Source organism: Exiguobacterium sp. UBA6282 (genome assembly GCF_002440475.1).
Lineage (GTDB): Bacteria > Bacillota > Bacilli > Exiguobacteriales > Exiguobacteriaceae > Exiguobacterium_A.
The window spans coordinates 15,484-29,399 of record NZ_DJUM01000022.1 but is presented as its reverse complement, the minus strand read 5'-3'; the positions used below and the strand labels follow the sequence as shown (position 1 = coordinate 29,399).

The following is a 13,916-nucleotide window of genomic DNA, read 5'->3' as shown; positions in this document are numbered from 1 at the left end:
AAAAGTTGTTCGTATGCGAGTGGCGTTTACGGCGCTTCTTAATCATACAAATGCGAGTATACCGAATTTCGAAAGAAACTTCTATATAATTTGAAAATTTTTGTCTTCCGTGTTTATTCGACGAACGTTACGATTTCATCAAGCGGGCGACGTTGCTTATCACGTTTCGGTTCGTCTGCCCGGTAACCAAATGCGACCATGACCGGAACCGTAAAAACAGAACGATCGAGCAGTCCACGACCGACGAGTAATTGCTCGACTGCTTGTTGGTCAAACCCTTCGATTGGACAGGAGTCAATCCCGATTTGTGCTGCCGTCGACATCATGTTTCCGAGTGCAATATAGGCTTGTTTCGCTGCCCAGTCTTCCATCGCTTTCGGGTTATGACCGATCGCGAAATCCTCCTTTAAAAACAGACCGTATCGCTTCGTCCGTCCGGCTTTCGCTTCTTCAGATAAACCAAGGAAATCCATCATCTGCGTAACATGCGGTCCATCTATCTGCATTTGTTCTCCTGTCCGAGCGAGGAACAAGACGAAATGACTCGCTGTCGGTAATTGTCCTTGTGCGCCCCAAGAAATTTCTTTAAGCGCTTCACGGATTTCTGGATTTTGAATGACGAGCATGTTCCATGGCTCATAACCGAACGAGCTTGGTGACAGACGCGCCGTTTCCAAGATAAAACGGAAATCCTCTTCTGGGATCATTTGACCGTTAAATGCCTTTGTGGCATGACGAGATTGAAATGCTTCGAGAATCGCTTGTTTTTGTTGTTGTTTTTCCATAAGAAATGCCTCCTTTAAAATGATGACTGCTTTTGTTATATCAAATCCAATTTCGGACCGCCTCTGATTTGCTCAGATTAGGCATTACGTTAGTTTTTAAGTAAAACGGGAAATAAGAATATTAACGTCTTTCCTTTCACTATTTAAAAATCATTTTAAACATTTGATTATCCGCCATTTTACACCTTTCCTCTCTGGTAATTCCCTAGTTTCTATGGTTTCATTTCCCAAACGATTTGCTTTTTCACCAAAGTGTTTGTTACGGTAGTACCCTGCGTGATTAGGTTTTGTTATCGGATGCACGGGGTAATGATAATGTCGTTGTCATCATTTGATACAGAACAACCATGTAAAATTCGAAAGAAGGTGTGGAACACGATGGAAAATAATCGAAAAAGTAAGATTACAAAAGTCTTTATGGTATCCGTCATTTTCTGTGTGCTCTTTACCATATGGGGAATCTTACCGGAATCCCTAATCGGTGCAGCTAGTCTCGGAAATGTCACAGCTAAAGCACAATCCTTTGTCTCTGACGGATTTGGCTGGCTTTATCTTCTCGGCATGAGTGCTTTTTTAATCATTGCTATCTTTTTAATCTTTTCCCGCTTCGGTTCCATCCGACTCGGTAAGGATTCGGACCGACCTGAATATGGTCTCATTTCTTGGTTTGCCATGCTCTTCAGCGCTGGTATGGGAATTGGTCTTGTCTTCTGGGGTGTCTCAGAGCCTTTGACGCATTTCCATACACCGCCGGTCGCAACGGATGATCCGACGGAAGCGGCACGACTCGCGATGCGCTATTCGTTCTTCCACTGGGGATTACATCCGTGGGCCTTGTATGCGATCGTCGGACTTGCCATCGCGTACTCGACATTCCGAAAAGGACGTCCTGCTACGATTGGCGACACGGTCGCTTCATTGATGAAGCCTCAGTTCGCTTCAGCCGGTAAAGGTACCGTCGAAGTACTCGCCATCGTCGCAACGGCGTTCGGTGTCGCGACGTCACTTGGTCTCGGTGCGCAACAAATCTCAGGTGGACTGAACTTCTTGACAAGTAGTATTCCGAACTCATTTGCTACACAAATGATCATTATCGTGATCGTCTCGGTCCTTTATATGATGAGTGCCGCATCTGGTCTTGATAAAGGAATCGTTCGTCTCAGTAACGCCAACATTGTTCTTGCTGTTCTATTGATGGTCGCCGTCCTTTTCCTCGGACCGTTTAGTTTCATCATGGACCTCTTCGTCCAAACGACAGGAGCTTATCTGCAAAATTTACCAGTCATGAGCTTCCGCACATCTGCTTTTAATCCAGATGAACGCGGCTGGATCAACGATTGGACGATCTTCTACTGGGCGTGGTGGATTTCATGGTCACCATTCGTCGGTACGTTTATTGCTCGTGTCTCGAAGGGACGAACGATTCGTGAGTTCGTCATCGGAATCATGCTCGTCCCAACGATTTTCGGATTGCTTTGGTTCTCTGTTTTTGGCGGATCAGCAATTTGGAATGAACTGTTCCAAAACGTCAATTTGATCACGACGATTAACGATAAAGGAGTCGAAACCGGCATGTTCGCTTTGTTTGAGACATTCGGTGGATTAGGCACATTCCTCAGTATCGTCGCTGTCTTCTTGATCACGACGTTCTTCATTACTTCGGCTGACTCCGCGACATATGTTCTCGGGATGCTTTCGTCTGGTGGTAGTCTCATGCCAAGCTTACGCATTAAGCTCGCTTGGGGTGTTCTCCAGTCTTCGATTGCCGCTGTCTTACTTTATGCCGGAGGATTGAGCGCCTTGCAGGCTGCTTCAGTTCTTGCCGCCTTTCCGTTCATCTTCGTCGTCGGTATGATGATTATCGCTCTATTTAAGGAGTTATCAGATGAACCTGATGCCCAAAAAGAAGTAACTGATTTGAAGCAAGATGCTTAAATTGTTTTGAACTCCTCCTTCCGTCGCATACGGAAGGAGGTCTTTTTTGTTATCCTGAATTATGCTGAACAGAAAGAAATGAGGTGACTCATGCGAAAACGTACACGTTGGCTCGTATCCCTTGGGATTCTCGCTCTAGGTAGTTGGTTTTTATATCGTGAAAATAACGTCATCGACGTCTCAGAGATCACAGTGACGTCGGGTCGCTTGCCAAAATCATTTGATGGCTATCGCGTCGTTCAAATCGCCGACTTACATGGCAAAACGTTCGGATCGGATCAAAAACGACTATTAAAAAAAATTAGTCGTAAATCACCAGATCTCGTCGTCATGACTGGCGATTTGATTGACTCGAGGCGAAACGGAGAAGAAGCTGGCCTTACACTCATGAAAGCGCTCGTCGATCGATACCCTGTCTACTTCGTCACCGGGAATCATGAAGTCCGACGAAATTTAACGATTTTACCGAATCTTGAGCAGCTCGGTGTCACCGTTCTTCGGAATGAAACGCGTGTCATCGAGTATAAAGGACAATCGATTTCGTTACTCGGTATCGATGATCCGACGACGACACGTTGGCGCGAAGGACTATCAGAACCGGATGGGATTCGTCAAAGTCTCGATCAAGCACTGCAAGACGTATCGCCTGATGCGTTCCAGCTCCTGCTTGCGCATCGTCCGGAATATAAATCCTTGTATGCAGAGCGTTCCGTTGATCTCGTCTTATCCGGTCACGCCCACGGCGGACAGATCCGCTTACCGTTTACGGAAGGTCTGTATGCGCCTGGTCAAGGATTCTTTCCAATCGTAACGGCAGGCCGCTATCAGGAACAGCAGACGGAACTGATCGTCAGTCGTGGTCTCGGGAACAGCCTGTTTCCGTTTCGTCTGTTCAATCATCCAGAACTCGTCGTCTTGACGCTGAAACGACCATGAAAAAAGAACGTGTGCCGCGGCACACGTTCTTTTATTTAGACCAACGCTTCATGTAAAGCAGCATCAGCATTTTCCCACATCTCAGGTTTATGAGTCTGCAAGAAATCACGTAACAATTCCTTTGAACGCTCATCCATGTGATCTACGACGATCCGTCCTTTGAGAGATTTATCCATCTTATTGACGTGATCAGCGAGAATCTTGAATCCGCGCCGTGCTTCTGCATCGACTAGCAGATCACAAGCAGCCACACCACCGTAATAGAAGCCTTCAGGTTTACGACCGACTGTCACCCAGACGATCCAGTACAGTTTACCGTTTGGCGTATCGGCTTTATCCGTCGTGAACTTGACGCGTTTCTCGATTGCTGCTTTTGCGTGCATCGCACCCATATCAATGTAAGCTTCGCCGTCTTCCGGAGAAATGATGACTGGTGACATACTATTTAAACTGAGTGTTCCGACACCGAATCCTCCGTGACCGTCTGTAGAGTTATCTGAAATGATATTGAAGTTAATCTTTTTTTCCATCGTGTTTTGTCCCCTTTTATTCCTGTTGCTTCTATCATACCGCATTCCGAGGTGTCTGCAACCAGTCACTCGTAACGGAGTAGCTGTAATTGATCCTCTGTCGCTCGGCGAATCGTCGGGAGACGATAACACGTCATGGATGCAATCTCCTCGTGGGCTGGGGGATTGACCTCTTCGAGATGAAGCAAAGCACGATCAAACAGGGTTTGCGCTGCACGACCGAATAAAAAGAGACGTTCCAGCGAAGAACACCGCGACCGAATCGCACGTAACTGATGCGCCAGTTCTCGCACCTTTGCCTCAACCTCTTCTTCCATGTCGGCTGTCGGTTTTCGATTTTGAAATAACGGTTTGAAACGTACATCGTCCTCAAGCAATGTCAGCATCCCGTATCGCTTTGCTTCTTTTTGATTCAGCAGTTGAGCGAGTTCTTTATCCGTTACGAGTCGACCGAACGGGATGTTCTGTTCAAAGACGATATCTGCAACCTCGAGTCCTTTAGGGCCAGACAATGGATAAGCTGTATCTTCTGGTAACGTCCGATCAAAAATCAGTAGCGTATGAATTTTTTTTCGTATGATCGCGTCCATTATGTCTCTCCTTTTCTGCCGTATGTGTATGACTACCTTCGCTTCCGACAAGAATAGCTCCTACCTTATACCCTTCTTTTTCGAAAACGATGTTCGAATTGACGAATCCCCTATCGAATGCGCTATACTGATGGCGTATCGTCATCATGCTAGAGGGGGAAATGAAGTCATGCCATATGTCACGGTTAAAATGTTATCGGGTCGTACAGTCGAACAAAAACGCGCCTTGATTGAAAAAGTCACGGAAGCGGTATCGGAAACGACAAATGCTCCAAAAGAAAACATCACGGTCTTCATCGAAGAGATGGAAAAAACAGATTATGGTCAAGCTGGCGTCATGTTTGCAGATAAATAATCAATAAGAGACGTCCGGTCGTTACCGCACGTCTCTTTTTCCCATCTACTTGATCTCCAAGGAGGAATTCTTATGACTACTGTTACTGTACTTGGTGCGACCGGTCGAACGGGTCGCCCTCTAATCGATCGTTTATTAAAAGATGGCTACGATGTCCAAGCACTCGTGCGTTCCGCGTCATCGGACTTACCAGTTCACGATCGCCTTCATATCCTGACGGGAGACGCGACAAACCCGGACGATCTTGAACAAGCACTCGCAGGAAGTACCGCTGTCTTCAGTTGTCTCGGTACCGATCAACAGCAGGTTCTCTCGACAGCAATTCCACATCTCGTCACCAAGATGAAGGAAGCAGGCATCGAACGGATCGTCTTCATTGGTACAGCAGGTATTCTCGATGCGTCAGAAGAACCTGGAAAGTATCGTTTCCAATCGAGTGAATCCCGTCGCCGCTCGACAATCGCAGCAGAGGATCACCTGAAAGCTTATTTAACTTTAAAAGATGCAGACGTCGACTTCACCGTCATCTGCCCAACACAATTGACGGAAGATAAAGCACTTGATGCTGACGACTTGTTGATTGAGACGACACGCTTCACTGCATCGACAGGACCGGTTCCCCGGGAGAACGTTGCGCAGTTCGCTTACGAAGTCTACCGTGACGGAACCCACCATCGCGTCCGTGTCGGAATTGCTTCGCACGGTGAAACGAAATAATAGACAAAAAGAGCAATGGATCTGCTGATCCATTGCTCTTTTACATGTGTAACGATTACAGCAAGACGCTGACGACGATTGACGTCAAGACGCTGACGAGAGTTGCACCATACAGTAATTTCAAACCAAAACTAGCTGCAACGCTTCCTTGGCGATCATTCAATCCTTTAACCGCACCAGCGATGATTCCGATCGACGAGAAGTTCGCGAACGAGATCAAGAAGACAGAAACGATTCCGAGTGTACGTTCCGAGAACTCTTTCGTGTACTCAGGAAGGCTTAACATCGCGACAAATTCATTCGTGATCAATTTCGTTGCCATGACACTACCGGCACTGACGGCTTCCGCCCATGGAACACCCATGATGAATGCGAATGGTGCAAAGATGTATCCGAGAATTTCTTGGAACGAGATACCGAGAACCATCAGGAAGATATCGTTGACCATTCCGATCAAAGCATTGTAACCGATCAACATCGCACCAACGATGATTGCGACTTTGAATCCATCCATGATGTATTCGCCGAGCATTTCGAAGAACGTTTGCTTCTCTTCGACGATTTCAAGAATATCTTCTTCCGGGTCAACCGTGTATGGGTTGATGATTGAGACGATCATGAAACCACCGAACAAGTTCAAGACGATTGCTGTAACGACATATTTTGGTTCTACCATCGTCATGTACGCACCGACGATTGACATCGAAACCGTCGACATTGCTGATGCACACAATGTGTAAAGACGGTTTGCTGGTAATTGACCAATTTGTTTTTTTACTGTGATGAATACTTCTGATTGTCCGATCGCAGCTGAAGCAACCGCGTTGTAAGACTCGAGACGCCCCATCCCGTTGATTTTCGACAAGACGAAACCAATTCCGCGCATCAAGATCGGTAAAATCTTTGTGAATTGCAAAATTCCGATCAAGGCAGAGATGAAAACGATTGGTAGCAAGACGTTAATGAAGAACGGTTGTGCACCTTCGTTCGCTAGTCCACCAAAGACGAAATCAATCCCGATTGCCGCATAACTCAGCAGTTTTTCAAAGACTTTCGCGACGCCACGAATGACGATATATCCGAACGATGTATTGAGTAAAATGAACCCAAGTACGAGCTGAAGAACTAGCATGACCGCAAGCGGTTTCAATTTGATGCCTTTACGATTGCTGCTGACAAGGAGTGCCAAGCCGAAAACGATAGCCAGTCCGAGTAGTGCGATAAGATATTTCATGAAGTACCCCTCTATCTATTAGTTGTTTATCAGTTGTACATTCGTACGATGTCTGACGTTTAATCTCTTTCCAAGTAATAGAATAATCAATATTTCGAAGAACTACAAGAGAAAAAGTTCATTTAGTAACCGCTTTCGTTATTTTCATAGACTTTCAAGACAAACTTTTCCAAGCGTTCCCGAACATTGTCCTGACTGAGGTTTTGCCTTCCATATGCTTTCCACCCCGAATAGACGTCAATTGTTTCAGGTCCAAAATCAAAAACAGCTCGAATATCCCACGCGTGATCGTACAAACGGTTCGTCTGTTTAAGGTAACTTTTTAAAAAATGATCCGCCATCTCGACGGATTCGAGCAAGGCAAGATTCAAACGACAATGCGCAAGGTCGACTTCAATGGGACCTAAACACGCATTAATCCAATCAATCGTATGACACGTTCCATCCATTTCGTATAACACATTGACCGGATGGAAATCCCGATGAATAAATCGGATTGTTTGACTTTCGATCGGTTCGACCGCCAGTAGCTGACGCCATCTCTCCGGATGCTGCGTCCACGTCGGAACGTAACGTTCCGACGCATACGGCTGATAGACATAAAGAGATTCTGGTACGGGCAGTGTATGGATTGCCACAAGCATCTGTGCTAGTCGTTCGACATATTGCTCATCCACCTGATCAAGCCGGATCTCTCCCGGTGAACGCGTCATATATAACCAAGGCGGTATTTCGTCCCTAACATCTGTTTGATAGTCCAACACATCTGGTGCTAAGTCACCTGCTGCTCGTAACGCAAACACCTCGTGCAAGACAAGATCAGGCTCCTCATGTAGCCAATCCTGATTCGTATGGACGCGAAGAATTCCCTCACCGACCCGAAAAACAAGGGAGGATGTCGCGCCTTTTAAGACTTCGACCTCTCCTCCCTCCTGTCCAAGCTGTTGCAAGATTTTCGTAAGGACAACGGACGATATCATGATGTCACATTACCAATCAATAACTGGTCGATTTGCATCTTCTCATTCGCATGTTCGCGCAAGTCGTGCAAAATTTCTTGCGGGAAGAACAGCTTCTCATCCGTTTGGCGTGACGTCGCGATGGCTTGAACGAGCGGTGAAACTTGCGAAATCTCTTTCATCTGCCCACCCTTCATCTGTAGCATGATCGGTTGTTTGCTGATTTCACCATTATCTCCATATAAATCGTAAGGAAGACGACTGAGTTTATCTTCTAGCAGATAATACGTCGGATTCAAGCCGATCGCGTCAAACAGCTCGCATAATTTTTCATGGACGAGTTCACGTTTTTCAGCAGGGTAATCAACATACTTGAACAACTTTCGGTCAACGAATCTTTCTGATAGATCAGAAAGGATAGGATCCTGTTCGTTCGCCCACTGCTGAAAATAGAAGTAGACGATCGTCTCATCGAGTCCAAGGAAATCACGCAACTCCATCTTCTGATCAAACAGCGGCATTAAATGAATCGGTGCAATCGCAAACGGATAACCGGAAAGGTACAGCTCCTGTGCTCGTTCGAGAATGGCTTTTAATAGGTAATCACTCGATCGTGTCACCGGATGCAGGTAGACTTGCCAATACATCTGATACCGACGCATGATGTAGTCTTCAATCGAATGCATCCCGGACTGCTTGACGACCATTTGATTCGGCGCCGGACGCAATACCCGAAGCATTCGCTCAAGATCAAATTTTCCGTAGCTGACGCCAGCAAAGTGCGCATCGCGTAATAAATAATCCATTCGATCAACGTCGAGTTGAGAGCTGATCATCGTGACGAGCAGTTGATTCGGGTGCGTTTTATTGATGATCGACGCCACTTCTTCCGCGAATCCCTCTCCCACTTGGTCGAGAACTTTCTTGATTTCCGTATCCCCGAGGATGATTCGCTCTGTCCACGTTTCATGGTTGACACCGAAGACATTCTCGAACGCGTGCGAAAACGGACCATGACCAACATCGTGTAAGAGTGCCGCAGCCAGCGTCAACTCCCGGTACTGATCATCCCAATCGGCGCGACCGTTAAAGACGTCGATCAGTTGGCGCGTGATCTCATAGACGCCGAGTGAATGATGGAATCGCGTGTGTTCCGCCCCATGAAACGTCAAAAAGGATGTTCCCAGTTGTTTGATTCGACGTAGTCGTTGAAACTCACGTGTACCGATCAATTGCCAAATCAACTGATCACTGACATAGATATACCGATGAACAGGATCTTTGAAGACCTTCGTTTCCTTTAATTGACCTAATGATTGATACATATGTTTCTCTCCTTTAAATCGTGTCTATGTCGTTGTTGTTCGGTTTTGTCTCCAAGGATTCCTGTCTCCTGCGGCGCTTCGCACAGAAACTTTATACACCCTGTGCTATAATGATGTCGCAAATCTACAATAAAGGAACGAGCCTATGGGAATCGAACTCTTAAAACAAGAACATTATCGTATTTTTGATCAAACGTCACTCGGAACTGCTTTTCATGCGACACAATCGTTTGCGATGGACGACACATTATGCGCTTCCGTTGCAACAGAAGGAGCTGCACTCCGATCTTGGATTCACCACGAAACTGTCGTCCTCGGCATCCAGGATGCCCGCCTTCCTCACCTCGCAGACGGCGTAGCTGTTTTGCACGAACATGGTTTTTCGCCCGTCGTCCGTAACTCAGGCGGTCTTGCTGTCGTCCTTGACGCCGGTGTCTTGAATATTTCGTTAGTCCTACCCGAACGTGGCGGCATCGATATCGACAGTGGTTACGAAGCGATGCTTGCGCTCGTCCGTGGCATGTTCGCTCAAGAAACGGACGCGATCGTCGCCGGTGAAGTCGTTGGATCGTATTGTCCCGGTTCTTACGACCTGTCGATCGCCGGTAAAAAGTTCGCCGGTATCTCGCAGCGCCGTGTCCGCGGTGGCGTTGCCGTTCAAATCTACCTCTGTGTTAACGGAAGCGGGAGTCAGCGCGCCGCTTTAGTCCGCGACTTTTACGCGGCAGCGCTTCAAGGCGAGGCGACGAAATTCGTCTATCCAACCATCGTCCCGGAAACGATGGCTTCGCTTGAAGAATTACTCGGTACCTCATTGACGATTGAGGAATGTTTACGTCGTGCCTATGAGGCATTACTTGCGCTCGGTGCTGATTTAACACCAGCGACTTTGACGGAACTCGAGAACGAGCGGTTCGGTGTCAACTTGAGTCGAATGCTTGATCGAAATGAAAAAGCCCTAGGTTAAGAAAGGAGAGAACGTGATGATCCGATTGATCACAGACAGTGGTGCTGATGCACCAAAAGACATGTTAGATGCTTATGATTTTACGATCATGCCGTTCGGCGTATTGATCAACGAAGACACGTTCTTCGACGGAGAATCGATATCTCCGAAACAACTGTATGATAAGATGCGCGATGGCGCAGCACCAAAGACATTCCAAGTAGAAGTCAGCCGGATGGTCGAGGTGTTCACGCGTCACTTCGAACAAGGTGATCCCTTCCTCTATCTCGCTTTTTCAAGTGAGTTATCTGGAACATACCAAACCGCGAAGATGCTCGCAGATGAACTCGCCGAAAAATATCCGAACGTCCCCTATCTCGTGCTCGATACGAAAACCGCTTCAACGGGACAAGGACTATTCGTTCTCGACGTTGCAGAGTATGCACAAACGCATTCGTTTGAAGAAACAGTGGTTTACGCTGAAGCCAAGGTGAATACGATTCGTCATCTGTTTACAGTCGAATCACTCGAATATTTGATGCGCGGTGGACGCGTTTCGCGAGCTAGCGCTTTCATTGGTGGTCTCCTATCGATCTTGCCACTGTTGACCGTCGAAGATGGGAAGCTGATTCCGAAAGAAAAAATCCGAGGTCAGAAAAAGGTCATGAACCGGATCGTCGAGTGGATGGAAGAAGCACGTCCTGCGATTGACGGACACCGAATCATGATTGGTCACGGGGATTCGATCGAACGGGCAGAACAGTTAAAACAATTGATTGAAGCACAATTCTCACCAAGCGAAGTCATCTTGACGATCGCCGGCGCAGCCATCGGTTCACATACTGGACCGGGACTCGTCGTCATTGGTTACGACCTTCCACGTTAACAGTATTCATTCTTACTTCATTTAAAACGGGACAGACTCTTAATCGAGTCTGTCCCGTTTTTTTAGGAATTATAGCCGAAGAATAGCAGTGCTACGCTTAAGCCGAGCGAGGAGACGATGAACACGATCGCCATCCCACCCATTCCGAAGACCAGCATCTTCGGTAAATCATTTCGCTTCTTTAGAAGGGCTGTCAATAACCCGACGTTGATCAAGAAGACGACAACGAACGGGAGCAACAACATCCAACGCTCTTGCAGTAACGCTAAACCATCCATGATGAGATATCCTTTCAGAAACTACTTCTACTAGTACATAGTAATGATATCAGTCTTCTGTTTTCGACGCTGCTACCGCATCATGAGAATTCAAGTTGACCGTTAACGGCTTTGCTGTTCCTTTACCAGAGAAGTTCTCGATCAACTCTTTGACATCTAATCCTGACGACGCTTTTAACGTCTCTTGCAGTGACGCCATCAAATCCGTTGCGTACCCTGTGACACGGTTCGCACCGCCACCTTCACCACTACCTGTATCGACGACCGTGATCTTATCGATGTTACCGAGTGGTGCTGCAATCTCTTTCGCGTACTCTGGCATCATCCGAATGACCATGTCAAGGATTGCTGCTTGTCCGAATTGTTCGAACGCCTGCGCGATTTTTTCTTTCGCTTCCGCTTCGGCAAGACCTTTCAAACGAATGATGTCTGCTTCTGTTTCCCCTTGTGCTCGCTCAGCGTCCGCTTTTGCAAGACCATCCAGACGAATTCGTTCTGCATCCGCTTTTGCCGATGCTTCAATCCGGTATTTCGTTGCATCTGCTTCCGCATATTGCTTCGCACGGTCCGCTTGGGCAGCTTGCTCAATCGAGTAACGATCGGCATCGGCACGTTTTTTGACTTCCGCATCGTATTGTTTCTCACGACGGAGGATTTCTCGTTCTTCGAGCTCGATTTGTTTTTGACGCTCAATGATTTTGATTTGCATCTGTTGCTCGGTGACTTCTTGTTGTGCACGTGCATTCTCAAGATCATACGCTTGGTCGGCTTTCGCCTTCGCGATATCTTGTTCGCGGCGGTAGTCTGCCATCTTCAACTGATTTTCTTTTTCCGCTTCAGCGATTTCCGTTGCACGTTCGAGTTCTGCTTTTTTCGCATCCTTTGAAGCTTCCGCTCGTTTGATGCGTGTCTCTTTTTCCGCGTCTGCCGTTGCGATGTCCGCATCCCGGCGCACCTGTGCAATCCGTGGTTTCCCGAGTGATTCTAAGTATCCATTTTTATCTCGGACGTCTTTGATCGTAAACGAAACGATGACGAGCCCCATCTTCGCCAGATCTTGTGATGCGACCCGCTGGACTTCTTGCGAGAACTTATCGCGGTTCTTATAAATTTCTTCGACTGTCATCGAACCGAGGATCGAACGCAAATGCCCTTCAAGAACTTCACGCGCTTCCCCTTCACGCTCTTCTTTTGATTTTCCGAGGAACTGCTCTGCTGCTGTTGCAATCTCAGAAATCGAACTGCCAATCTTGATGATCGCTGTTCCATCAGCCATGACCGGTACACCCTGCTCCGTGTACACTTCTGGTGTCGTGACTTCGAGTTTACTCGATAACAAACTCAGTGGTGTTGCTTGTTGGAAGACAGGTAACACGAATGTTCCGCCGCCGCGAATAATCTTCACCCGGTTGCCGGACTCATCGGTATTAACGTTGCGTCCTCCAAGATAACTACCGGATACGATTAATGCTTCTTCCGGACCAACCGTTCGGTACTTCGTGATGAATAGGACAATCAATGCAACGATCAATGCGACTGCAACGATCGATACGATTAACACTGGATTCATGTAAACATCTCCTTTTTCCATTGTTGGGGGTACGTCACGACAGACGCGACGCCTTGTTTAATCTCGATAACAAGTACTTTTGTTCCTTGTGGTAAGGCAGGGCCTTCAAACAGGACGGCTGACTTCGATACACGTCCTGAGACGTCATCAAGTAAAATTTCACCATACCCTTCAGTCGGAATCGGCACGATGACGGTTGCGCTGCGCCCTTCTAGCATCTGTTCCGAAAATCCAAGCGACTGTTCGGCTTGTGCCATCGGAACGAACAAAAAAATATGCATCAGCGTCGTCACCAACAACGCGATGACACTGCTGATGATCAAAATCAAAATTGAACCAAGCGGACTCAGTTGTTCGAGTCCGAAGCCGATCGCTGACGTGATGATGACGAAAGATAAGATCAACGTAGGATGGAAAATTTGATCGACACCCGGAATGACGTCTGAGAATAGGATGGACACAAACACACCACAAGCAGCGGCCGCTAACGCATATAAATAAAGTGTACTAACGTCCATTTTCGTTCACCTCGATGTAAGGATGTGAACCATACAGTTCGTGATAAGCCCGCTGATACGCAGTCCGGTTTTCTTCATACAATAAACGAGCCAACTCTTTGTCTCGCTGATCAATCGCCTCTTCTTGACGACGTAAGTATTTTTTTTGCGCGGCAAAATGACGTGCTAATCTTGCCTCAATCGACGGTTCTCGTTCACGCGGCAACTCCTGTTTCATCGCTCCACTCCTTTCTGAAGTACTGGCTTTCTCCCTCTTCTACGCAAACCATCTAGAAAATGTTTCAAAATGAATTCCATTTCTTTTCCTTTCATTAAATAAAAAAACGTTCGTCCCATAAATAGGACAAACGTT

The 13,916-nt window shown here is 47.0% G+C and carries 16 protein-coding genes; 6 read left to right on the top strand and 10 right to left on the bottom strand.

Annotated features, from left to right (window positions below):
* Positions 1-113 precede the first annotated feature (113 nt).
* Positions 114-785: an NAD(P)H-dependent oxidoreductase gene (locus B2751_RS06890; RefSeq protein WP_290773765.1), complete on the bottom strand. Its 672-nt coding sequence runs from the start codon at positions 783-785 to the stop codon at positions 114-116.
* A 378-nt stretch (positions 786-1,163) separates the two neighbouring features.
* On the opposite strand from B2751_RS06890, the gene B2751_RS06885 reads away from it, so the two are divergent.
* On the top strand, positions 1,164-2,720 hold the full coding sequence (locus B2751_RS06885) for a BCCT family transporter (RefSeq protein ID WP_290773763.1): 1,557 nt from the start codon (positions 1,164-1,166) through the stop codon (positions 2,718-2,720).
* A gap of 90 nt (positions 2,721-2,810) precedes the next feature.
* Positions 2,811-3,656 carry a metallophosphoesterase gene (locus tag B2751_RS06880; protein WP_290773761.1) on the top strand — a complete coding sequence of 282 codons (846 nt, stop codon included), beginning with the start codon at positions 2,811-2,813 and terminating at the stop codon, positions 3,654-3,656.
* A 35-nt stretch (positions 3,657-3,691) separates the two neighbouring features.
* Here B2751_RS06880 and B2751_RS06875 read toward each other — a convergent pair whose 3' ends face one another.
* Complete coding sequence (locus B2751_RS06875; protein WP_023466794.1) at positions 3,692-4,186, bottom strand: YwhD family protein; 495 nt, start codon at positions 4,184-4,186, stop codon at positions 3,692-3,694.
* A gap of 65 nt (positions 4,187-4,251) precedes the next feature.
* A complete protein-coding gene (locus B2751_RS06870) occupies positions 4,252-4,776 on the bottom strand; it encodes a hypothetical protein (RefSeq protein WP_035411354.1) in 525 nt (174 codons plus the stop codon).
* Positions 4,777-4,945: 169 nt separating this feature from the next.
* Here B2751_RS06870 and B2751_RS06865 point away from each other — a divergent pair, with 169 nt between their 5' ends.
* Together B2751_RS06865 and B2751_RS06860 are read left to right on the top strand one after the other, a co-directional pair.
* Entirely contained in the window at positions 4,946-5,131 is a 186-nt protein-coding gene (locus B2751_RS06865) for a 2-hydroxymuconate tautomerase (protein ID WP_023466792.1), read from the top strand.
* Between the two features lie 72 nt (positions 5,132-5,203).
* Positions 5,204-5,848, top strand: a complete 645-nt coding sequence (locus tag B2751_RS06860) for an NAD(P)-dependent oxidoreductase (protein ID WP_290773759.1) — start codon at positions 5,204-5,206, stop codon at positions 5,846-5,848.
* 55 nt (positions 5,849-5,903) lie between these two features.
* Here the strand turns inward: B2751_RS06860 and B2751_RS06855 are convergent, their stop codons facing one another.
* The 3 genes from B2751_RS06855 to B2751_RS06845 form a co-directional block, all read right to left on the bottom strand.
* Positions 5,904-7,082, bottom strand: a complete 1,179-nt coding sequence (locus tag B2751_RS06855) for a NupC/NupG family nucleoside CNT transporter (protein WP_056064376.1) — start codon at positions 7,080-7,082, stop codon at positions 5,904-5,906.
* A gap of 122 nt (positions 7,083-7,204) precedes the next feature.
* Complete coding sequence (locus B2751_RS06850; protein ID WP_290773757.1) at positions 7,205-8,062, bottom strand: phosphotransferase family protein; 858 nt, start codon at positions 8,060-8,062, stop codon at positions 7,205-7,207.
* On the bottom strand, positions 8,059-9,366 hold the full coding sequence (locus B2751_RS06845; protein WP_035411364.1) for an HD domain-containing protein: 1,308 nt from the start codon (positions 9,364-9,366) through the stop codon (positions 8,059-8,061). The genes B2751_RS06850 and B2751_RS06845 overlap by 4 nt, the downstream gene beginning before the upstream one ends.
* 145 nt (positions 9,367-9,511) lie before the next feature.
* Here B2751_RS06845 and B2751_RS06840 point away from each other — a divergent pair, with 145 nt between their 5' ends.
* Complete coding sequence (locus tag B2751_RS06840; protein WP_290748296.1) at positions 9,512-10,333, top strand: lipoate--protein ligase family protein; 822 nt, start codon at positions 9,512-9,514, stop codon at positions 10,331-10,333.
* A 16-nt stretch (positions 10,334-10,349) separates the two neighbouring features.
* Positions 10,350-11,198, top strand: coding sequence for a DegV family protein (locus tag B2751_RS06835; RefSeq protein ID WP_290773754.1), 849 nt, complete (start codon positions 10,350-10,352; stop codon positions 11,196-11,198).
* A gap of 62 nt (positions 11,199-11,260) precedes the next feature.
* Here the strand turns inward: B2751_RS06835 and B2751_RS06830 are convergent, their stop codons facing one another.
* The 4 genes from B2751_RS06830 to B2751_RS06815 are packed head-to-tail and all read right to left on the bottom strand — an operon-like array spanning position 11,261 to position 13,781.
* Positions 11,261-11,476 carry a hypothetical protein gene (locus B2751_RS06830; RefSeq protein ID WP_290773752.1) on the bottom strand — a complete coding sequence of 72 codons (216 nt, stop codon included), beginning with the start codon at positions 11,474-11,476 and terminating at the stop codon, positions 11,261-11,263.
* A 49-nt stretch (positions 11,477-11,525) separates the two neighbouring features.
* Positions 11,526-13,046 (bottom strand): flotillin family protein, encoded by a 1,521-nt coding sequence (locus tag B2751_RS06825; RefSeq protein WP_029343201.1) that lies wholly within the window; start codon positions 13,044-13,046, stop codon positions 11,526-11,528.
* Positions 13,043-13,564, bottom strand: a complete 522-nt coding sequence (locus B2751_RS06820; RefSeq protein ID WP_035411376.1) for a hypothetical protein — start codon at positions 13,562-13,564, stop codon at positions 13,043-13,045. Before B2751_RS06820 ends, B2751_RS06825 begins: the two co-directional genes overlap by 4 nt.
* A complete protein-coding gene (locus B2751_RS06815; protein ID WP_035411379.1) occupies positions 13,554-13,781 on the bottom strand; it encodes a hypothetical protein in 228 nt (75 codons plus the stop codon). The genes B2751_RS06820 and B2751_RS06815 overlap by 11 nt, the downstream gene beginning before the upstream one ends.
* Between the last annotated feature and the right edge of the window lie 135 nt (positions 13,782-13,916).

Coding starts and splice junctions, on each gene's coding strand:
- B2751_RS06860 (WP_290773759.1), top strand. CDS start 5,204: ATGACTACTGTTACTGTACTTGGTGCGACCGGTCGAACGGGTCGCCCT.
- B2751_RS06855 (WP_056064376.1), bottom strand. CDS start 7,082: ATGAAATATCTTATCGCACTACTCGGACTGGCTATCGTTTTCGGCTTG.
- B2751_RS06815 (WP_035411379.1), bottom strand. CDS start 13,781: ATGAAACAGGAGTTGCCGCGTGAACGAGAACCGTCGATTGAGGCAAGA.
- B2751_RS06880 (WP_290773761.1), top strand. CDS start 2,811: ATGCGAAAACGTACACGTTGGCTCGTATCCCTTGGGATTCTCGCTCTA.
- B2751_RS06845 (WP_035411364.1), bottom strand. CDS start 9,366: ATGTATCAATCATTAGGTCAATTAAAGGAAACGAAGGTCTTCAAAGAT.
- B2751_RS06830 (WP_290773752.1), bottom strand. CDS start 11,476: ATGGATGGTTTAGCGTTACTGCAAGAGCGTTGGATGTTGTTGCTCCCG.
- B2751_RS06840 (WP_290748296.1), top strand. CDS start 9,512: ATGGGAATCGAACTCTTAAAACAAGAACATTATCGTATTTTTGATCAA.
- B2751_RS06850 (WP_290773757.1), bottom strand. CDS start 8,062: ATGATATCGTCCGTTGTCCTTACGAAAATCTTGCAACAGCTTGGACAG.
- B2751_RS06875 (WP_023466794.1), bottom strand. CDS start 4,186: ATGGAAAAAAAGATTAACTTCAATATCATTTCAGATAACTCTACAGAC.
- B2751_RS06890 (WP_290773765.1), bottom strand. CDS start 785: ATGGAAAAACAACAACAAAAACAAGCGATTCTCGAAGCATTTCAATCT.
- B2751_RS06865 (WP_023466792.1), top strand. CDS start 4,946: ATGCCATATGTCACGGTTAAAATGTTATCGGGTCGTACAGTCGAACAA.
- B2751_RS06870 (WP_035411354.1), bottom strand. CDS start 4,776: ATGGACGCGATCATACGAAAAAAAATTCATACGCTACTGATTTTTGAT.
- B2751_RS06825 (WP_029343201.1), bottom strand. CDS start 13,046: ATGAATCCAGTGTTAATCGTATCGATCGTTGCAGTCGCATTGATCGTT.
- B2751_RS06820 (WP_035411376.1), bottom strand. CDS start 13,564: ATGGACGTTAGTACACTTTATTTATATGCGTTAGCGGCCGCTGCTTGT.
- B2751_RS06885 (WP_290773763.1), top strand. CDS start 1,164: ATGGAAAATAATCGAAAAAGTAAGATTACAAAAGTCTTTATGGTATCC.
- B2751_RS06835 (WP_290773754.1), top strand. CDS start 10,350: ATGATCCGATTGATCACAGACAGTGGTGCTGATGCACCAAAAGACATG.